The 20734-nt window shown below is 36.0% G+C and carries 16 protein-coding genes and 1 tRNA gene; 16 read left to right on the forward strand and 1 reads right to left on the reverse strand.

All coding sequences use genetic code 11. From position 1 onward, the window contains the following. Window positions 1–31: 31 nt before the first annotated feature. The 16 genes from N5B56_RS05290 to N5B56_RS05365 all read left to right on the forward strand — a co-directional run bounded on the left by N5B56_RS05290 (window position 32) and on the right by N5B56_RS05365 (window position 19152). Entirely contained in the window at window positions 32–367 is a 336-nt protein-coding gene (locus N5B56_RS05290; RefSeq protein WP_002594686.1) for a helix-turn-helix domain-containing protein, read from the forward strand. Between the two features lie 147 nt (window positions 368–514). Next, window positions 515–664: a hypothetical protein gene (locus N5B56_RS05295; protein ID WP_260978513.1), complete on the forward strand. Its 150-nt coding sequence runs from the start codon at window positions 515–517 to the stop codon at window positions 662–664. 186 nt (window positions 665–850) lie between these two features. Further along, entirely contained in the window at window positions 851–1057 is a 207-nt protein-coding gene (locus N5B56_RS05300; protein WP_118374201.1) for a helix-turn-helix domain-containing protein, read from the forward strand. A 43-nt stretch (window positions 1058–1100) separates the two neighbouring features. Further along, a complete protein-coding gene (locus N5B56_RS05305) occupies window positions 1101–4340 on the forward strand; it encodes a helicase-related protein (protein ID WP_260978514.1) in 3240 nt (1079 codons plus the stop codon). A 12-nt stretch (window positions 4341–4352) separates the two neighbouring features. Then, window positions 4353–4964: a DUF4391 domain-containing protein gene (locus N5B56_RS05310; protein ID WP_260978515.1), complete on the forward strand. Its 612-nt coding sequence runs from the start codon at window positions 4353–4355 to the stop codon at window positions 4962–4964. A 2-nt stretch (window positions 4965–4966) separates the two neighbouring features. Next, entirely contained in the window at window positions 4967–5839 is an 873-nt protein-coding gene (locus tag N5B56_RS05315; RefSeq protein ID WP_260978516.1) for a toll/interleukin-1 receptor domain-containing protein, read from the forward strand. A gap of 24 nt (window positions 5840–5863) precedes the next feature. After that, the gene (locus N5B56_RS05320) at window positions 5864–7801 is read left to right on the forward strand and encodes a site-specific DNA-methyltransferase (protein WP_260978517.1); all 1938 of its coding nucleotides are present in this window, start codon (window positions 5864–5866) and stop codon (window positions 7799–7801) included. Further along, on the forward strand, window positions 7801–8409 hold the full coding sequence (locus tag N5B56_RS05325) for a hypothetical protein (RefSeq protein ID WP_260978518.1): 609 nt from the start codon (window positions 7801–7803) through the stop codon (window positions 8407–8409). Before N5B56_RS05320 ends, N5B56_RS05325 begins: the two co-directional genes overlap by 1 nt. After that, window positions 8399–11548, forward strand: coding sequence for a type III restriction-modification system endonuclease (locus N5B56_RS05330; RefSeq protein WP_260978519.1), 3150 nt, complete (start codon window positions 8399–8401; stop codon window positions 11546–11548). Before N5B56_RS05325 ends, N5B56_RS05330 begins: the two co-directional genes overlap by 11 nt. Window positions 11549–11618: 70 nt before the next feature. Continuing rightward, window positions 11619–12788: a hypothetical protein gene (locus N5B56_RS05335; RefSeq protein ID WP_260978520.1), complete on the forward strand. Its 1170-nt coding sequence runs from the start codon at window positions 11619–11621 to the stop codon at window positions 12786–12788. A gap of 183 nt (window positions 12789–12971) precedes the next feature. Further along, window positions 12972–14708: a DUF262 domain-containing protein gene (locus tag N5B56_RS05340; RefSeq protein WP_260978521.1), complete on the forward strand. Its 1737-nt coding sequence runs from the start codon at window positions 12972–12974 to the stop codon at window positions 14706–14708. Between the two features lie 20 nt (window positions 14709–14728). Further along, window positions 14729–15715, forward strand: coding sequence for a helix-turn-helix transcriptional regulator (locus tag N5B56_RS05345; RefSeq protein ID WP_260978522.1), 987 nt, complete (start codon window positions 14729–14731; stop codon window positions 15713–15715). Between the two features lie 46 nt (window positions 15716–15761). Further along, on the forward strand, window positions 15762–16391 hold the full coding sequence (locus N5B56_RS05350) for a hypothetical protein (protein WP_346432190.1): 630 nt from the start codon (window positions 15762–15764) through the stop codon (window positions 16389–16391). Window positions 16392–16535: 144 nt separating this feature from the next. Further along, window positions 16536–16607 (forward strand) — tRNA-Gly (locus tag N5B56_RS05355). 329 nt (window positions 16608–16936) lie between these two features. Then, a complete protein-coding gene (locus tag N5B56_RS05360) occupies window positions 16937–18727 on the forward strand; it encodes a hypothetical protein (RefSeq protein WP_260978523.1) in 1791 nt (596 codons plus the stop codon). Window positions 18728–18897: 170 nt separating this feature from the next. Next, window positions 18898–19152, forward strand: a complete 255-nt coding sequence (locus N5B56_RS05365; protein WP_158574495.1) for a tyrosine-type recombinase/integrase — start codon at window positions 18898–18900, stop codon at window positions 19150–19152. A gap of 258 nt (window positions 19153–19410) precedes the next feature. Here N5B56_RS05365 and N5B56_RS05370 read toward each other — a convergent pair whose 3' ends face one another. Beyond that, window positions 19411–20550: a helix-turn-helix domain-containing protein gene (locus N5B56_RS05370; RefSeq protein WP_260978524.1), complete on the reverse strand. Its 1140-nt coding sequence runs from the start codon at window positions 20548–20550 to the stop codon at window positions 19411–19413. Between the last annotated feature and the right edge of the window lie 184 nt (window positions 20551–20734).

The raw sequence follows: 20734 nt of genomic DNA on the forward strand, positions 1-20734 counted from the left end.
AAGAATTGGCACATTCTGAGGAGGTGATGTGATGAAGCTCGATACAATCGGCAAGAATATAAGGAAGTTCCGACTTGCGAGGAAATTACGCCAAGAAGATTTGGCTGAGAAAACAGATTTGACAACAAATTATATTGGTATGGTTGAGCGTGGAGAGAAAATTCCGTCACTCGAAACTTTCATAAAGATAGTAAATGCTTTAGGTGTATCATCGGATATGGTTCTTACAGATGTTCTGGAAACGGGATATACAGTCAAGAACTCAATGCTGAATGAGAAGCTTGAAAAACTTGCTCCTGAAGATAGAAACAGAATTTATGAAGTCATAGATACACTTGTGAAGCAGTCAAAGCAAATACTCCCATAAAACACAGAAGTTCGTCCTAATCGACGAGCTTTCTTTTTTTCAGTGATAGACACATACTAATAGACATAGGATGAAGTAGAAGTAAACGACATTTTCAGACAAATAGCAAAAGAAAATGGAACAACCGAAAAAGCAGTAAAAGAGGAAATGCAGTTTGCCATTCGGGAAGCAATGAAAAGTGCTGAACCAGAAGCAATAGCTTTTTGGAAAGCAGTTGCACCAGACGGAAAAGAGCCGCCGATAGAAAAGGTCATAGCAATGATTGCATTGAATGTTAATAATAGAATGTATAATTGAGGTGCTTTGGCCTCTCTTTTTTATTATTCTTTAAAAGAGTCGTATTAGGTGTTTGTAAAAAGTGACACCTTAGTGCCTGAAAGGTTACATTTCTGTCCGAAATCTTGAAATGCCTGAAAATTTAATATATAATGTTAATTGGTTAACTGTAACGAAGAAGAATTATAAGATGAAGAGGTGTTACTGATGAAGATATGCTATAACAAACTTCAAAAACTTATGATTGACAATCAAATGAAAAGACAGGATTTAATGCGTGCAGCCGAAATTACATCATACGCTGCAACGAAGATAAATAAGAATGAGCCAGTATCTCTTGAAGTACTGATGAGGATATGCCAGGTATTTCACTGTGACATCGGAGATATATGCGAAGTTATTTTAGATGAGTAGAAGCACGATAGGGTCATAAGTACAAGATGCGGGAGAACTTACAATGGAATTGATAAATAATACAACAAAAACATTAAGAGATGATTTATCAGTTGAAATCAAGGAGGGAAGCAAGCTGTCAATTGCGGCGGCATGCTTCTCTATTTATGCTTTTCAGGAATTAAAAAAACAACTATCAGACATAGATGAATTACGATTTATATTTACATCTCCGACTTTTATAACAGAAAAAGCAAAAAAGGAAAAGCGAGAATTTTATATTCCACGACTGAATCGAGAGCGTAGTTTGTATGGTACAGAATTTGAAATAAAACTTAGAAACGAACTTACTCAGAAAGCAATAGCAAAGGAATGTGCAGAGTGGATCAAAAAGAAGGTTAGCTTCAAATCTAATATAAGTGATAAGACAATTCAGGGTGACATTGTCGTAGATGATGTTGGCTATACCCCGATTAACAATTTTACAACAATTGAACTTGGCTGCGAAAAGGGTAATGTAATCAGTACAACCATTGTTAAGGACAATTCCTTGGCAAAGACCTTACTTGCAGATTTTAATGAGATTTGGAACGATAATAAGGTATTGCAAGAAGTTACCGATGAGGTAATTGACAGCATTACAGCAGCATATAATGAGAATTCTCCGGACTTTATCTATTTTGTGACATTGTACAATATTTTTAATGAATTTCTGGAAGATGTTTCAGAAGATGTGTTGCCTAATGAAGCAACGGGATTTAAAGATAGCAAAATTTGGAGTATGTTGTACAACTTCCAAAAGGACGCAGCTCTTGCTATCATCAATAAACTTGAAAAATACAACGGATGTATTCTTGCAGACAGTGTAGGTCTTGGTAAAACATTTACGGCACTTGCTGTTATTAAGTATTATGAAAACAGAAATAAATCTGTGCTTGTACTTTGCCCTAAAAAGCTGACGAATAACTGGAATACATATAAAGATAATTATGTCAATAATCCGATTGCTTCTGACCGTTTGAGATACGATGTGCTTTATCATACCGACCTTAACAGAACACACGGAAAATCCAATGGTCTTGACCTCGACAGATTAAATTGGGGTAACTACGACCTTGTCGTTATTGATGAATCACATAACTTCCGTAACGGAGGAAAAATAGTCGAAAATCCAGATGAAAATGATAAGGAAAATAGATATGTAAAACTTCTAAAAAAAGTTATTCGTGCAGGCGTAAAGACAAAAGTGCTTATGCTTTCGGCTACACCAGTAAATAACCGTTTTAATGATTTGAAAAATCAGCTGGCACTTGCATATGAAGGTCATACGGAGTACATAGATGATAAATTAAATACAACACGTTCCATTGACGATATATTTAAAAATGCACAAAGAGCATTTAATACTTGGAGTAAATGGGAGCCTTGCGATAGAACGACAGAAAATTTGCTTAAAATGCTTGATTTTGATTTCTTTGAAGTGTTGGACAGCGTTACGATTGCCCGTTCAAGAAAGCATATTCAGAAGTATTATGATACGTCTGATATAGGTACATTTCCGACAAGGTTAAAACCTATATCACTAAGACCGCATTTGACCGACCTTAAATCAGCAATTACATATAATCAGATATTTGAACAACTTATGCTGCTGACGTTAACTATATATACACCGACACATTTTATTCTTCCGAGTAAGATGGAAAAGTATGCTCAAATATATGAGGACAATAAAGTAAATGTCGGATTTACGCAGGCAAATCGTGAACAGGGTATTCGTAGACTTACTGCAATCAATTTAATGAAGCGTATGGAAAGCTCTGTTTATTCTTTTAATTTAACGCTTACTCGAATTAAGGAGTTGATTGAAAGCACCATTAAGACAATCGAGGAATTTGATAAATATTCTGATACAAGTCTTGAGCTTACTGATATTTCAGATATAAATGAGTTTGACGATGAAGACCAGAATACAGATGACTTATTCTCTTTTGGGAAAAAGGTAAAAATCAGTCTTGCGGATATGGATTATGTATCATGGCGAGATAGCCTGAAAAAAGATCAAGATACACTAGAGCTTCTTACTCTTATGGTTGGGGATATAACGCCGGAACATGATTTGAAACTGCAAGAATTGATGAAGATAATTGACAATAAGTTAAGTCATCCAATAAACGAGGGAAACAAAAAGGTCATTGTATTTACAGCTTTTGCTGATACAGCAAGATACCTTTACGACAATGTAAGTACTTATGTGAAAGAAAAATATGGATTGAATACAGCTATGGTATCCGGTTCAGTTGAGGGACGCACAACTTGTCCAAAATTAAAAAATGACCTGAATACGGTATTGACTTGCTTTTCGCCAATCTCAAAGGACAAAAAACTGTTAATGCCAGATGATAATACAGAAATTGATTTCCTTATTGCTACCGACTGTATTTCAGAAGGTCAGAACTTGCAGGATTGCGACTATCTGATAAATTATGATATACATTGGAATCCGGTTCGTATTATCCAGCGTTTCGGACGTATTGACCGTATCGGAAGTAAAAATAAGGTTATTCAGCTTGTGAACTTTTGGCCTGATGTAACTCTTGATGAGTACATCAATCTAAAAGCAAAAGTTGAAACACGTATGAAGATTGTAGATATGACGGCAACGGGCGACGACAATCTTTTGAGTGATGAAGAAAAGACAGACCTTGAATATAGAAAAGCACAGCTTAGACGATTGCAGGATGAGGTTGTAGATATTGAGGATATGACAACTGGAATATCAATAATGGATTTAGGACTTAATGAGTTCCGACTTGATTTGCTTGACTACATTAAGCATCATCCGGATATAGATAAATCTCCGTTTGGACTTCATGCAGTAGTTAAGTCAACTGATGATACACCGGCAGGGGTAATCTATGTATTGAAAAATCGCTCTAATAGCGTGAATATTGATAATCAGAACAGACTTCACCCATTCTATATGGTGTATATCAGTAATGATGGAGAAGTTATTTGTGACCATTTGTCTCCAAAGGAAATGCTTGATAAAATGCGTTATCTTTGTAAAGGAAAAACAGAAGCGGACACAGAACTTTGTAAACAATTCAATAAAGAAACTCGTGATGGAAGAAATATGTCGCAGTATTCTAATTTGCTTGGAGATGCTATTGCTTCCATTATCGAAGTGAAAGATGAGAGTGATATAGACAGCTTCTTAGGTGGCGGTCAGATTAGTTTCCTGAGTAGTGAGATAAAAGGATTGAATGATTTTGAACTAATATGTTTTTTAGTTGTGAAATAAGAGGAGGACGAAATGCTCGGATTGCCAAAAACAACGGAAATGAGTAAGCAGCTTCCGAAAAAAGCAATTTATACGAAATTTCAAATGAATACAGCAGCAAAAGAAAAAATTGATGCTGATATTTCAAGAATCACGATAGTAAATGAGATTGCTCCCAATAAGGTCAATATTCCTTCCGGAGAGGACGTAAAAAGCTTTTTTGTTTTGCTTGTTTCTCTAAAAAAGAAAGAATATGACGAAAAAACGATAGCAACACTTTCTAAGTTGATACCGCAAAATATTTTATTTGTTCTTGAATATGAGAATGAAAGCAGACTTGCTATTTACCATACAAAGGTAATGCAGACTGCGTGGATGCCGACAGAAGAACAAAAGGTTGAACTTAAAGGGTTAAATCTTAATACTGTCTGGGAGAATATCGTTATTGCTGTCGGCGGAGTGAATATAGAAAAAGGAAATTCGCTTGATGAACAAATAGAGATAAATGAAAAAAAGCAGAAGCTTGAAAAAGAGATTGCAAAACTAGAAAAGCAGGCAAGGGCAGAGAAGCAGCCTAAAAAGAAGTTTGAATTAGTGCAAGCAGAAAAGAGACTTAAAGAGAAGCTTAAATTATTGGAGGGATAAGGATGTCAGTTGACCAGTACCAGAGGACTGTAAATGGGTTAGATAAAGAAATTGCAGACCTTGAAAAAAAGAAAGCTGAAAAAGATAAAGACATAGCATCTTTACAGAGTAAAATTGTTTCGACACAAAAATCTATTAATAAGAATACTTCACAAGGCTCTCTTAATAGTAAGAGAAGACAGATTGCTTCTTGTGAATCAGATATAGCAAAAAAGAGTAAGGATAGTGCAGATCTTGGCAAGAAGATAGCTGAGAAAAGAAAGAAACGCTCAGATGCATACTTGAAACTTCAAAAAGAACAGCAGAATGAACAGAAGAAACAGGACAGGGCAAGTCAGCGTTTGCAGGCATCTTATGAAAATCGTATAGATGAACTTCAACAGCAATTAGCAAAATCTGTTGTACTTCCTCAACAGAATAATAGTGAAAGTGAAGAAGAATATGATGTATTTGTTTCTCATGCATGGGAAGATAAAGAAGATTTTGTCGATGAATTTGTCGATGAGTTGAAAAAGCAGGGACTTAAAGTCTGGTATGATACAAATAAGCTTAAATGGGGCGACTCCATGAGAGAAAAAATTGACAAAGGATTGGCTAAATCTAGATATGGTGTTGTTGTTTTATCTCCTAATTATATTGCAGAACACAAATACTGGACGAAGGCTGAATTGAATGGTTTATTTCAGGTCGAGAGTATCAATGGGAAAGTAATTCTTCCGATATGGCACAATTTGACTAAGAAGCAGGTTGTCGAATACAGCCCGATTATTGCAGACCGTAAGGCAATGACGACTGCTTCAATGACAGCAGAAGAAATAGCAGCTCAATTGAAGGAATTGCTTACGCCTGAAGTTACAGAAAAAACTATATCATAAACCATAAACTGGAGGAAAAAGAAAATGGATAAACTCAAAATGCAGACAGTTAATAAAGCTGATGAAAATTTTAAAAAGTTAGCGGCAATGTTTCCTAATGCTGTTACTGAAACAATTGATAAAACTGGCGAAGTAGTTCGTGCTATTGATAAAGATATACTTATGCAGGAGATTTCTTGTAAAGTTGTTGACGGTAAGGAGGAACGCTATCAGTTTACTTGGCCTGACAAGAAGAAGTCTATTCTTCTTGCCAATGCCCCTATAAATAAGACATTGCGCCCTGTTCGAGATGATGAAACGATTCCGACTGGAGCAGACAGCGAGGGAAAACCATATTGCAGTAGTGGAAGTGTAGATTTTGATAATACTGAAAATCTTTATATCGAGGGCGACAACCTTGAAGTGTTGAAGCTGTTGCAAGAAACTTATCTTGGAAAAATCAAGATGATTTATATTGACCCACCGTATAATACGGGAAATGATTTTGTGTACGAGGATGACTTTGTACAAAGTACAGATGAATATCTTGAAAATAGTGGGCAGTTTGATGATGCGGGAAATCGACTTGTAAAAAACCTTGATAGTAATGGACGTTTTCATACGGATTGGTTGAATATGATTTACTCAAGAATTAAATTAGCGAAAGATCTCTTGGCAGATAACGGAGTCCTTTTCATTAGTATAGATGATGGAGAGGCGGCAAATTTGATGAAACTTTGCAATGATATAATGGGAGAAGTTAATTTTGTGGCGGATTTGATATGGCAGAAAAAATTTTCAAGAGCGAATGATGCAACCTATTTTTCAACAATGCATGACCACATATTATGCTATTGCAAGTCAAATATTGTATTGGATAATAATGGTTGGAAAATTGGTCTTATTCCGCGAGGAGATGAAATCCCGAAAGGATATTCTAATCCGGATAACGACCCACGAGGAGTGTGGACATCAGTTATTCTTTCCGCTAAATCTGGTTCAGAAAGTCTTCTGTATGAGATTGAAACACCAAGTGGACGAAAAGTTGTTCCACCAAGTGGACGATTTTGGAGTTGTAGTAAAGACACGTTTGAAAAATGGAAGGCTGATAATAGAATTTGGTTTGGTACAAATGGCGATGGGGCACCTCGAAAGAAAACTTTTTTGTCAGAGGTACAACAAGGATTACGCCCTAATACAATTTTATTTCAGGATGAGGTTGGAAATAATCAGGAGGCAAAACAAGAAACAAAGGCACTTTTCAATGGTCTGGGTATTTTTGATGGTCCAAAGCCGGTTCGTCTTTTGAAATACTTATTTAGAATTGCGAATGTAGATACCAGTGATATTATTCTTGATTTCTTCTCAGGTTCAGCTACAGTTGCTCATGCAGTTATGGAACTTAATGCTGAGGACAGCGGACAGCGTAAGTTCATTCTGGTTCAGTTACCAGAAGAAACAGACGAAAAGAGTGAAGCGTATAAAGCAGGATATAAGAATATTTGTGAAATCGGTAAAGAACGTATCCGCAGAGCTGCAAAGAAAATTGCAGAGGAAAATCCAGAAGCAAAATTCGACGGTGGTTTTCGAGTGCTGAAATGCGATACCTCTAATATGAAAAATGTATATTATAATCCAGCAGAGTATGAGCCATCATTGTTTACAAGCCTTGAGGATAATATCAAAGAGGATAGAACATCAGAAGATTTACTGTTCCAAGTTATGCTTGACTTAGGTGTACTTCTTTCAAGCAAAATCAAGGAAACTACTATAGCCGGAAAGAAAGTATTCAATGTTGAGGATAATTATTTGATAGCTTGCTTTGATGACAATGTAACTGAAGAAGTGATTACAGAGATTGCAAAGCAGAAACCATATTATTTTGTCATGCGTGACAGCTCTATGGCAAATGATAGTGTCGCAACTAACTTTGAACAGATTTTTGCTGCATACAGCCCTGACACAGTAAGGAAGGTGCTGTAATGAGAGAGCAAATCAACATATTAAAGTATGGTTTTTTGCTTTTCCTTGTTGTGGCAGGAGTTGTATCCGTATTTTACCAAGATGAAAATTATGTAAATGCGATTAACAGCTTATCTATTCCTATTTTTTCATTTTCTTTGAGTATAATATTTGTTAAGACAAATAAATATGCACGTGAGACGGTATTGAAAAGAATACAGAGTCAAGAAAAAATAATGAATGAACAATCACAGAAAATAAGCCCAAAAAGCGAACGGATAAAGAAAATAGATAGTAATGAGGAAATTAACGAGTTATATAAAGAATCTTTAATTTCAGCGGAAGAATTTAAATTCTTGTGCAAATACTTTTTTACTATTGACCTTTTTACAAAGATTTTTAATACATTCGCAATGTTAAGTTTTGCGTGGTGTTTACTTTCACTCGTAGGATTATTTGACATAAATTCAAATTTTGTATGGGTAAATATATTCTCTCTTGCAATTGTATTTTTTGATTTCTTTGTATTGGATGATTTATTGGTCAAACTGTTTCCAAAGAAATTTGACAAACTTCATGACCAGGCTGTGAATAAAATTGCACAGGAGGAAAAGTTAGATGAAATTTAATTTTAAGATACAACAATACCAAACGGACGCCGTTGACGCTGTTGTTAAAGTTTTTAATGGACAAGGCTTTCACGATAAAATCAGCTATATTCGTGATAAAGGAAAAGTAAAAAAAGAATATGGCATTGACGGAGAAGTTATCTCTCTAGGTAATCAGATATCTTTTCAGACTGTCGGTACGCAGCTTGAGTATGATGATATAGATGAATTATCTGATACAGGATACAAGAATGAACTGGTGGAGCTTTCAGATGAACGGCTTCTGAATAATATTCAGAGCTTACAGAGACAGAACAATATTAAGCTTTCAAATTCTCTTGTAAAAGATTTGGGAAGATGCAGCCTTGATATTGAAATGGAAACGGGTACCGGTAAGACATATGTATATATCAAGACGATGTTTGAACTGAATAAAAAGTACGGATGGAGCAAGTTTATCGTGGTTGTTCCGAGTATTGCTATCCGTGAGGGTGTAAAAAAGTCCTTTGAGATTACAGCCGACCATTTTATGGAACATTATGGCAAAAAGGCTCGTTTCTTCAGTTATAACAGTTCAAACCTGAATCAGCTTGATAACTTTTCAAGTAGTTCCGGCATCAATGTAATGATTATCAATACGCAGGCTTTCGCTTCTTCTCTTAAAGAGGATGGACGCAGTAAGGAAGCTCGTATTATTTATTCAAAGCGTGATGAGTTTGGTTCTCGTCGTCCGATTGATGTAATTAAAGCAAATAGACCGATTATTATTCTTGATGAACCGCAGAAGATGGGTGGAGAAGTAACACAAAAAGCATTGAAAAACTTTAATCCGCTTTTTAGCCTTAATTATTCTGCTACACATGCAAAGCACCATAATCTTATTTATGTTCTTGATGCTTTAGACGCATTTAATAAGAAATTGGTCAAGAAGATTGAAGTTAAAGGATTTGAGGTTAAGAATTTCAGAGGTACAGACAGTTATTTGTACCTTGAACAGATTGTGCTTTCAAGTAAGAAACCGCCTATGGCAAAAATTGAACTTGAAATTGGATATAATAAATCCATTAACCGTGAATCCCGTATCCTTGGTGTGGGCGATGATTTATATTATGTTTCACAAGAGATGGAACAGTACAAAGGATATACCATCTCTGAAATTGACCCACTTCGTGGAACAGTAACTTTTACAAACGGAGAAGTTATAAGTACGGGAGATATTGTTGGCGACATATCCGAAAAAGATATGCGTCGCATTCAGATAAGGAAAACAATTCTTTCTCATTTTGAGAAGGAAGAAAAACTCTTTGATAAAGGAATTAAATGTCTGTCATTGTTCTTCATTGATGAAGTTGCAAAGTATCGCCAGTACGATGAAAACGGGGATGAAGTTCTTGGCGAATACGGCAAGATGTTTGAGCAGGAGTACATTAACGTGCTTAATGAATATGTAACATTGCTTGATACTCCGTACCAGAGATATTTGAAATCAACTTGCAGTGCTGTAGAAGAAGTACATAAAGGCTATTTCAGTATTGATAAAAAAGGACACGCTATCGACAGTAAAGTAAAGCGTGGCAGTGAGTTTTCCGATGATATTTCGGCGTATGACCTGATATTAAAGAACAAGGAAAGATTGCTTTCTTTTGATGAGCCTACAAGATTTATATTCTCTCACTCGGCATTGCGTGAAGGCTGGGATAATCCGAATGTATTTCAGATTTGTACGCTTAAACATTCCGACAGTAATACTGCAAAACGTCAAGAGGTAGGTCGTGGACTCCGTTTGTGTGTGAACCAGAATGGTAATCGAATGGATGTTGAAAGCTGTGGAGAAACAGTACACGATATTAACGTGTTGACAGTTGTTGCAAGTGAAAGTTACAAGACATTTGTTACAGATTTACAGTCTGATATTAAGACTGTACTTTATGACAGACCGACTGTTGCAACAAGTGAATTCTTTAAGGGCAAGTATATTAAAGTGGATGATGTTCCTACACTTATAGATGACGAAACTGCAAATGCTATTGAATTTTATCTTATTCAGAATGGCTATGTAGATATGAAGCGTAAAGTAACGGATAAATACCGTCAGGAAATTAAGAGTGGAACTGTCGCAGAACTGCCGGATGAGCTTAAACCAATGGCAGAGGGTATCCATATGCTTATTCAATCTGTATATGATGATAGTATTCTTCAGGATATGTTTACAGATGGTCATGAAACAAAAGTTAAGGATAATCCGCTTAATGATAATTTTGCCAAGAAAGAATTTCAGGCGTTATGGCGAGAAATTAACCACAAGTATGCTTATACAGTTGAGTTCGATAGCGACGAGCTGATTAAGAAAGCAATCGCTAATATTGACGAAAAACTTTTTGTTTCCGAACTTCAGTATACAACAACCATTGGTCGCCAAAAAGCAGAAATGAATGAGTATGAGGTCGAGCGTGGAGCTTCCTTTACTGGAGAAAAGACAAGGACACAAACTCTTAAACACGCAGAAACAAGTCAGATTAAGTATGACCTTATCGGCAAAATAGCAGAGGGAACGACGCTTACCCGAAAAACCGTGTCAGCAATCCTGCAAGGAATCAGAGCTGATAAGCTATATATGTTCAAGAACAATCCGGAAGAATTTATTACAAAGGTTATCAGGCTTATCAACGAGCAGAAAGCTACAATGATTGTGGAACATATTTCTTATGATACGATTGAGGGAGAATACGATAGCACAATCTTCACAGCCGAAAAGAACACGCAAAGTTTTGATAAGGCATTCCTTGCAAAGAAAGCCATTCAGGATTATGTATTTATGGATGGTTCGGCAGAACAGAGTATTGAGAGAAGATTTGCTGAAGATTTGGATGCAGCAGAAGAAGTATGTGTATATGCAAAACTTCCAAGAACCTTCCAAATTCCTACTCCGGTAGGCAATTACTCCCCTGACTGGGCAATCGCTTTTTATGAGGGAACTGTTAAGCACATTTTCTTTGTCGCTGAAACTAAAGGAACAATGGAAACACTTAATCTTAGACCAATAGAGCAAGCGAAGATATCTTGTGCTAAAAAGTTGTTTAATGAAATGTCGAATAGCAAAGTGGTTTACCACGATGTTGATAGTTATCAGAGTTTGTTAAACATTATGAACTCTATTTAAAAAAGACAATTCGCAGAATTTACAAGGTCTGTTATGAAACTAAAATAACAGACCGAAAAGAGGTATGAATATGGGCGAGATTGTAAAAATGGATAATGGAAAAGATAATGAGATAATGGCAATGATGAACGATGCATCGCTATGTCCGCTGTTAGAGGAAACAAAAGTTGGTGTTTCTAATTACACAAAATTACCAGTAACAAGATTGGCAGCTATGGGAACAGCGTTTCAACCATTGACAACTGCTGTGCAAACCGCAGTAACCGGAGCTGGTGGAAGTGGACTGTACTATGTTAATACAGCCGGAAAAACAATGTTTCAGATGAAGGAAACGGGTAATTTTATCGGTTCTCTGAAAACATCAGCAGGTTTGGTTGGCGGAGGACAGGCTCAGATGATGCCGCTTGCTTTTGACCCGACAATGCTTTTTATGGCGGCTGCACTTGCGAATATTGATAAAAAACTGGATTCTATAAAAGAAATGCAGCAGGAAATGATGGATTTTCTTATTCAGAAGGAAAAGGCTGAATTAAAAGGAAATCTTACATTTCTGTATGACGTGTTCAATAATTACAAGTATAACTGGAATAATGAAATGTATAAGAATAGCAATCATACAATGGTGCTTGCTATAAAAAAAGAAGCAGAAGCAAAGATAGTATTTTACCGTGAACAGATAATTGCCAAAGTAAATAAGAAATCTTTGATTCATAGTGACCAGACGGTAAATAAGCAGTTGCAGGCGGTACAAGACCAATTTAAAGATTACCAGCTTGCATTATATACACTTGCATTCTCCTCATTCCTGGATGTAATGCTTGTGGGAAATTATGACAAAGAGTATTTGTCCGGTATTTCAGAAAAATTGGATGATTATTCGATGAAATACAGAGAACTTTATACGCAGTGCTATGAAGAAATATCTGGATATTCTTCCACTTCCATACAATCCTCTTTGCTGAAAGGATTATCAAAGACAACGAAAGCAGTCGGCAAGATTGTAGAGCGGATACCAGTTGTTGGGGATACGCAGGCTGATGAAACGCTCATTGCAGCCGGGGAAAAGCTTAGCAACATAGGAACAGAAAAAATCCGCAAACAGATGCGGCAGTTGATTGAACGACAGAGTAACTTTGTCCGTCCGTTTATTGATAATATTGATACTGTAAATCGGCTGAATAATAATCCGGTGCAGTTATTAGTAGACAAGGACAATCTTTATATTGCAACGATAGCATAATTTGTTCAAGGGAATTTTAGAAGGAAACATAGAATGAGGGCATGTAATCTATGTCGAATCGTTCTATGTTTACAAGGAAGTTTTTGAGCAGGCAGAAAATTTCAAGAAGTATGCGAATTAAGAACTGATTGTAGCAGGAAAAATTTTCAGAAGATAGAACTTAGAAGAGGAAGGAATTGAGTTATGTCAAAATTAAATGTTGACCAAAAAACAATAAAAGATTTATTTCAGAGTAAAAAATCGGACTTTTTAATACCAGATTATCAAAGACCTTATGCTTGGGGCGAAGCTGAATGCAGAACGCTTTGGGACGATATATTTTCATTTGCTATTCCCGATGAAGGAAAGACAGAATTTGATAGTAATAGCGAGTATTTCCTCGGTCCGATTGTAACTTTCAGAAATGAGGATAAATTAGAGGTTATTGATGGACAGCAGAGATTGACAACTCTTATGCTGCTTTTAAGAGCGTTCTATTCTAAGTTCGGTCATATGCAGGACAAGGCTTCTATATCAACAAAGCAGAACATTGAAAAGTGTTTATGGAAAACTGATGAATTTGGCGAGCCTGATATGTCACAGCTCAAGATAGACTCTGAGGTTGCTACTGATAATGACAAGGAAGAATTTCTTGAAATATTAAGAACAGGAATTGTCAATAAAGAAATGAAAAGCAAATACGCTTGCAACTTCAGATTCTTCCAGAATAATATTGATGAATTTTTGTCCAAATACCCTACTTACTTTGCTTATTTACCTACCCGTATTATGAATAACTGTATTCTCCTTCCGATTGAAGCTGAGTCGCAGGATACAGCGTTGCGTATTTTTTCAACGCTTAATGATAGAGGAAAGCCGCTGTCTGATGCGGATATTTTTAAGGCACAGTTTTATAAGCATTTTTCTAAATTGGGTAAAAAAGAAGAATTTATTGCTCAATGGAAAAAGCTCGAAGAACTTTGTGAGAGAATATTCCATCCGATTTCTGGTACACCGATGGACGAATTGTTTACACGATATATGTATTTTGTCCGTGCAAAAATGGGGATTGTATCATCTACAACAGAAGCTTTAAGAAAGTTTTATGAGAAAAATTCTTATGCCCTTTTGAAAGACACTAATACATTAACGGAATTGATTGTATTGGCTGAATTTTGGGAAGATGTTTCCAATCAAGATACCGAAAGATTTTCAAATAGAGTTTTGAAGCAATTTTTTGTATTGAACTATGCTCCGAACGGAATGTGGACATATTTTGTATCCGTATATTTTATGCAAAATAAAGATGATGAAGGTTTGCTTGATGATGAGAAGTTCTATACATTCTTGCAAAAGATAACTGGATTTATATGGACGTATGCTATTACAAATCCGGGTGTAAATGCACTTAGAACACCAGTGTATGCTGAGATGGTAAATATCGTAAATGATAAGCCTGTTGAATTTTCAAAATATAAGTTCGATGCAGATACTATAAGAAGTATGTTTGATAATTTCAGCTTCAATAATGCACGTCCAATTACAAAAGCAATGATAGCTTGGTGGGCATATCAGAATGATAAACAGCCATTACTTTCACTTGAAACTACTTTTGAGATTGAACATATTTATGCTCGGAATAGAAACGAGAAAGAAAATTCATTAACAGATGCTCGAAATGTAGAGTCATTGGGCAATAAAGCATTACTTGAGAAAAGAATCAACATTCGTGCTTCTGATTATCGTTTTACGGATAAGAAGAAGTATTATGAGGGATTTACAAACAGTAAAGGTCAGATAAAAGAGGGAACAGGTGTTGTTGAACTTCTTGACCTGACGGCTACATCGGCTGATTTTACTGAGAAAGATATTATTGACCGATATAAAAAGATGATTGATTGCTTTATCAATTACTTGCAGAAAAACAGTTTGATTAAATAGTATTTTAGAAAGGTCGGGCTATGGAAACAAAGCCAAGGATTTTATACCTACAAAAGATTTTACTGGAAAGAACCGATGAAGAAAATCCTCTTTCCACAACACAGTTAATCAATATATTGAATGATGAATACGGGATATCTGCACATAGAACTACTGTTACGAAAGACATTGCTGCACTTCAGGAGTTTGGCATGGACATTGTTACTATCCATTCTACTCAGAGCAAATACTTTGTAGCCAGTCGTAAGTTTGAATTGCCAGAACTGAAATTGCTGATAGACGCAGTGGAGTCATCGAAGTTCATTACCAAGAAAAAAAGCGAAACTTTGATTGAGAAGATACATACGATGACCAGTCCGGGGCAGGTGGCAAAGCTGAAGCGTAATAACTATGTGGTCAATCGCATTAAGCCCGATAATGAGCAGATATATTATATCATCGACGCTATAAATGACGCCATCAACGCAGGCAAGCAGATTTCTTTCCAGTATTACGATTATACCGGATTAAAGAAAAAGGTTCTGAAGAATAAAGGCGAAGTGTATAAGCTCAGTCCGTATAAACTTCTCTGGTGTGGGGACTATTATTATGTTCTCGGATATTCAGAGAAGAAAAGCAAGGTTATCAATTTCAGGGTAGACCGTATTGCTTCCAAGCCGGAGATATTGGATAAAGTTATTATTCCTATGCCGGATGATTTTGATTTTGAGAATTACACAAAGGAAGTATTCTTTATGTTCTCAGGCGAAAAAGTCCTTGTGGATTTACGGTGTGATAACAGCCTGATGAAAACAATGGTTGACCGTTTCGGAGAAGATGTGACAACCCTTGCGTATGATATGACGTCTTTTAGAGTACAGACCGAAGTATCAGCCAGTCAAACCTTTTTCGGTTGGGTGTTTGGCTTTAATGGCAAGGTACAGATACTTGCACCGGAAAGTGTAAAAGAACAGTACAGACAGATGATTGCACAAGCCGATCAGGATATGCAGGAAAGCGACACTTGAATATGATTTTTCGCAGGAGTAAGATTTTAGTTATAAAGGGCTTTCAATGGACGGGATTATCCATCATCTTGCAGTATTCATTTCAGGATTATGGCAAATCCATATTTTCGGAGAAGGCAATACGAGGACAACTGCGGTGTTCTTTATTAAATATTTGAGGACACTTGGTTTCTCTGTAACCAATGATATTTTTGCAGAAAATGCGTGGTATTTTCGAAATGCACTCGTTCGTGCAAACTATACGAACCTGCAAAAAGGTATTCACGAAACAACAGAATATTTGGAAGCGTTTCTCAGAAACTTGCTTTTGAACGAGAAAAATGAACTTCATAATCGAAATCTTCATATAAGTGGACTTTTGAATGAAGAAAAAGTGGACATTGGAAATGCAAAAGTGGACATTGAAAATAAAAAAGTGGACATTCAAGACGAAAAGGTGAATATTGAAAATATACTTTCCGAAAAAAGCAGCGATTTCTCGATAAAAACGACAGTTCATATCCATAGACTTTTTGATAGGTTTGGTTTTGATGAAGTTTTTGGAAGAAGTGCAGTTATGGAACTTCTTGAGATGAAAAGTTCAGGTGCTTCAAAACTTATTTCCAATTTGGTGCAGGCGGATATTATTGAACCGGTATCTGGTTATGGAAAAGGAAGATATAAATTTAAGAAGTAAATTAGAGAATTCTAAGGAGTGATGATTACTGATGACATCTTAAAAGATATTAGTGGGGCACTATCGAAAAAAATAAAAAAGGACTTTACAAAATATAAAGAGTATAGTATATTATTTCTTGCGTGTGACGCACACGTAAGATTTGCGCGAGTGGCTCAGTGGTGGAGCACCTCCTTGCCAAGGAGGGGGTCGCGGGTTCGATCCCCGTCTCGCGCTTTTATTTTTTAGAGGTATCCAATGGATACCTCTTTTGTTATTTTGTTCCGCGACGTGTATCGAACCCGCGCGGGTTCGATGTCTCGCCTGCCGGCTCGGTCGTTGCTTCTGCTTCGCAGAGTCATCCACCGGATGACCGCAACCCGTCTCGCGCTTTTTTTTACATTTTTAGGAGTTTTTTGTGTTTGTACATATATATGGAAAATCTTAAAATTAAAACACTTTCCTAAAAAATTAATCCCATATATAAAATTAGGATACTAACAAATAACTCTTTAAAAGTGTATAATTGCAATGAATATTTAATCAAATGAAAGAGAGGTTAAGAAATGAAAGGGTTAAAGAAATTTGGTGCAATTATTTGTGCCATTGCAATGATAGTATCTTCGATTACATACTATCCAACAAGCAATGTAAGTGCAGCAACAGCATTACCTAAGAATGTAATAGGACTTGTTGCTAATAGCAAAAGTGGTTCGGATACAATTGAAAATGCAATTATGTTTGCATGGGCAGGAGCCGATGACCCAGCAAATGTAGCTGGATATGATCCAACAGTTACATCAACAGTTATTTATATTTACAAGGATGGAAAGCAAGTTACAAAGATTGGCAATGCTACAAAAGGCGGTGTAGTAGGTGGACTTTCAGCAGGTTCATATACAGCAAAGGCCGCAAATGTAAACAGCATGGGAGAAGGAGAATTATCAGAAACAGTTAGTTTTACAGTAACAGGAGCAACTCTTAATTACACATATCCTGTTAATTGCATAGGTCCAAAAACACCGGCGGGATTAAGTTATATTACAGGAAATCCGGAAGTTCCTGCTGACAATCCGGCGCAGGCAGACAATAAATTAGGTGTTGCATGGGCAGCATCATCAAACGCAAGTATTCCATCAGCAGATTCATCAGTTGTAGGATACAATTTATATTTATTTGATGCAAAGACAGGTACACCTTACAGACGTGTATATGTAGACGGAATTACCAAGTCAAATGTTATATTGGAAAGTGTATCGGCAGGTGAATATCTGGCATATTTATCAGCAGTGGATGCAGAAGGCAGAGAGTCAGCTTTGGCGGCAACATCATTTGGTCAGTCATCAAAGGTTACTGTTAAAGGTCAGGTTATAGATAATGCACAGTCATTTGACAAACCAAATCAGCCAAATTTACCACTTGGACTTTCAATTTTAACAGAAGGTATAGACTATGGATTTACTATTGCATGGTCTGATGTGGCAGATTTAACAGGTCAGAGATTGAATCTTTTTGTAGATGGTGTTTGTATCAAGGTAGGAATCAATGGAAAAGTGGCAAGTTACTATGAAAACAGACTTGCGACAGGTACATATGAAGTAGAAGTAAGATCACAGTATACAAGTAACAATGTAGAATCATTTGGATTAAAGAAAACTGTGTCAATTAAGGCAGACCCTGGACTCTCAGGAAAAACACCTGAAGAACTTGCAGATCCTGCATATTCAAAATACGAGGAACCAACTACAAATCCAACAACTACTGCAGAAAATGAAACAACACCAGTAGTTGAGACAACTCCATCAGTTGAGACAACACCATCAGTTGAGACAACACCATCAGTTGAGACAACACCTGAAATAGAAACTACAACTGCAGCGACAGAAACAACTACAGTTGCAACAGCAGAGACAACCACACCAGTGGCAGTAGAAACAACTACACCTGCAGTAGTAGAGACAACATCAGCAGTAAAAACTACAAAGCCACAGGAGTCAAATACAAATGCACAAACAACAACTAAAAAACAACCAAGTCAGACTACAGAAAAATCATCTGTAAAGGTTGGAAAGGCAGTTGTTAAAAAAGCAATTAAAAAGAAAAATGCTAAGAAAATAAGTCTTACATTGAAGAGCGTTAAAGGCGCAACTAAGTACAAAGTACAGATTGCAAAAGATAAGAAGTTTAAAAAGACAATAGTGACAAAAACAACTAAGAAATTGACATATAGTGTATCAAATAGCAAGTTTATAAAGGCTAAAAAATTGTATGCAAGAGCAAAAGCCATTGTTGTCAAAGGAGGGGAAACTTATCAGGGCAAATGGTCAAAGCCAAAGCAGGTTGAGATAAAAAAATAAAATTATAAACAGTTAAAAATAGAAGGGAAAGCCAAAATCCGGTTTTCTCTTCTTTTTTTAATGCTTGGAAATAGACAAACAGCCATATGACAAAACGTTACCTCAAGGATTGGGCTTATTCAAAAATTATAGACTATCAATTAACCTCTAAAGCCTTTGGCAGTATGGCATTGATATTACGAGAAATTTTTGATTTGGCTTCTGATGAAGAATTTAACATTATTGACAGAAATATTAAATATCGGTCTGTTCATAAGATAAGAAAAACTGTATGTTCTACTCTGATTGATTCAGGTATCAATATTAACACAGTTCGTGAAATCATGGTACACTCCGACGAAGAAACAACTTTAAGAAATTATACATTTGACACTAATGAAGCGTCAGACACCGATAAAGCAGTCATTAAAGCCTTATCTATTTAGCTAACAGTAACTACAAGGTAACTTAAAAGTAATTAAAAGTAACCTTATTTATCGGGATAAATTGCCAGAACCCCTTTATTTATGGGGGCTCTGAACAATTCACTTTAGGGTTCGATGTCTCGCCTACCGGCTCGGTCGTTGCTTCTGCTTCGCAGAGTCATCCACCGGATGACCGCAACCCGTCTCGCGTTAAAAATCGTTTTGAGTTTAAATTAGATTTGTATATGTATATTTATGCCTTTGATTGATATATTTTATTTACAATGCATTAGCAAATTTTTGACCATTATTATCCATATTGCAACCGATTACAAAGTCAATGATTTCCTGCAATTGTTGTGCCATAAATTCTTTTGTATAAGATTCCATATAACCTATTGCACGGTCATTGTATTTGGCACGTTCAGTCTCTGATGCAAGAATTTCCTGATGATATTCATACATGCTTTTCATTTGTTCTTTTAATTCATCTAAATATTTTTTTGCCTCATCGATATTGTCTAATCGAATTTCTGCAAAAATAATAAACTTATAAATATCTCTCATAAAGCCTCGACAATATGATTTCATTTCTTTTTTCTGGCAAAAAGTTTCCATTAATGAAAGAGAATATTTGCCATGCTCAACAGCTTTCTTAGGATTTCCCCAAGCAAAACTTTGTACTGCATATAAATTCTCTTTGTTAATTGCTCTGACAAAATTTTGAAGATTAACAGTTAAAACTTTACTCATTTCTTCAAATCCATTTTCAAATAAAGTAATTTGAGCTAGTATGCTTTCCTGCAGACGATTCGATTTTATTGTTGGAAGCTGTTCGATATGCTCCCTGGCATATGCATAATTTCCATCATGAATATAAATCCAGGCGAGTGCGAAATGAGCTCTTTCATTCCATTCTCTATCATCTGTAAATCTTATTGCATTTGAACCATATTTAATTGCAAGTTCCCTAAATTCAGACCATTTATCTTCCGCAAAATGATTATAGTGAACAAAACGGCTTAAATTTGCAACCTGCTCTACGAAATAAACTGAATAAATATAATTATCAGGATCTTCGTAGACTTTCTTTAACATGAACTGGCATTTTGTCAATGCAGCTTCCTCGTTGCTTTCTGCATCTGCTTCAATTTTTTCGATGTTTCTCTTAAGATTAATATAGATTTGACTGTCATATTTTTCTTCATTAATGCCAAAAAGTGAGTCCGTAGAAACACGAAGAGTTTTTGCAAGTGGTACAACTAAAGAAATATCCGGCATTCCGGTTCCGTTTTCCCATCTGCTTACCGCCTGTGGTGTTACTCCTACATGCATAGCAAGTTCTTCTTGTGTTAAACCTAATTGTTTACGTATTTTTTTTATATTATTTCCTATTGATTCCATAAAATTTTTAGCCAATAATCTGGCATCCTCCTAATTGATTATCGGTACCGTGATTAAAATATATCATTGAACATTTGACTACACAAACAATGCTCTATTACATGAATTCAATTTTGCGTTGAGTTAAAAAGAGCAGGGGTGTTGTTAAAAAAGTATAACATAGCTTGTTATTAATTTAGCAAAATCTTTAGAATAGTTA

This window comes from Eubacterium album (genome assembly GCF_025336545.1).
Classification (GTDB): Bacteria; Bacillota; Clostridia; order Lachnospirales; family Lachnospiraceae; genus Eubacterium_U; species Eubacterium_U album.

Coding starts and splice junctions, on each gene's coding strand:
- N5B56_RS05325 (WP_260978518.1), top strand. CDS start 7,801: ATGAGAGAGCAAATCAACATATTAAAGTATGGTTTTTTGCTTTTCCTT.
- N5B56_RS05290 (WP_002594686.1), top strand. CDS start 32: ATGAAGCTCGATACAATCGGCAAGAATATAAGGAAGTTCCGACTTGCG.
- N5B56_RS05330 (WP_260978519.1), top strand. CDS start 8,399: ATGAAATTTAATTTTAAGATACAACAATACCAAACGGACGCCGTTGAC.
- N5B56_RS05340 (WP_260978521.1), top strand. CDS start 12,972: ATGTCAAAATTAAATGTTGACCAAAAAACAATAAAAGATTTATTTCAG.
- N5B56_RS05305 (WP_260978514.1), top strand. CDS start 1,101: ATGGAATTGATAAATAATACAACAAAAACATTAAGAGATGATTTATCA.
- N5B56_RS05335 (WP_260978520.1), top strand. CDS start 11,619: ATGGGCGAGATTGTAAAAATGGATAATGGAAAAGATAATGAGATAATG.
- N5B56_RS05345 (WP_260978522.1), top strand. CDS start 14,729: ATGGAAACAAAGCCAAGGATTTTATACCTACAAAAGATTTTACTGGAA.
- N5B56_RS05310 (WP_260978515.1), top strand. CDS start 4,353: ATGCTCGGATTGCCAAAAACAACGGAAATGAGTAAGCAGCTTCCGAAA.
- N5B56_RS05300 (WP_118374201.1), top strand. CDS start 851: ATGAAGATATGCTATAACAAACTTCAAAAACTTATGATTGACAATCAA.
- N5B56_RS05360 (WP_260978523.1), top strand. CDS start 16,937: ATGAAAGGGTTAAAGAAATTTGGTGCAATTATTTGTGCCATTGCAATG.
- N5B56_RS05320 (WP_260978517.1), top strand. CDS start 5,864: ATGGATAAACTCAAAATGCAGACAGTTAATAAAGCTGATGAAAATTTT.
- N5B56_RS05315 (WP_260978516.1), top strand. CDS start 4,967: ATGTCAGTTGACCAGTACCAGAGGACTGTAAATGGGTTAGATAAAGAA.
- N5B56_RS05295 (WP_260978513.1), top strand. CDS start 515: ATGCAGTTTGCCATTCGGGAAGCAATGAAAAGTGCTGAACCAGAAGCA.
- N5B56_RS05350 (WP_346432190.1), top strand. CDS start 15,762: ATGGACGGGATTATCCATCATCTTGCAGTATTCATTTCAGGATTATGG.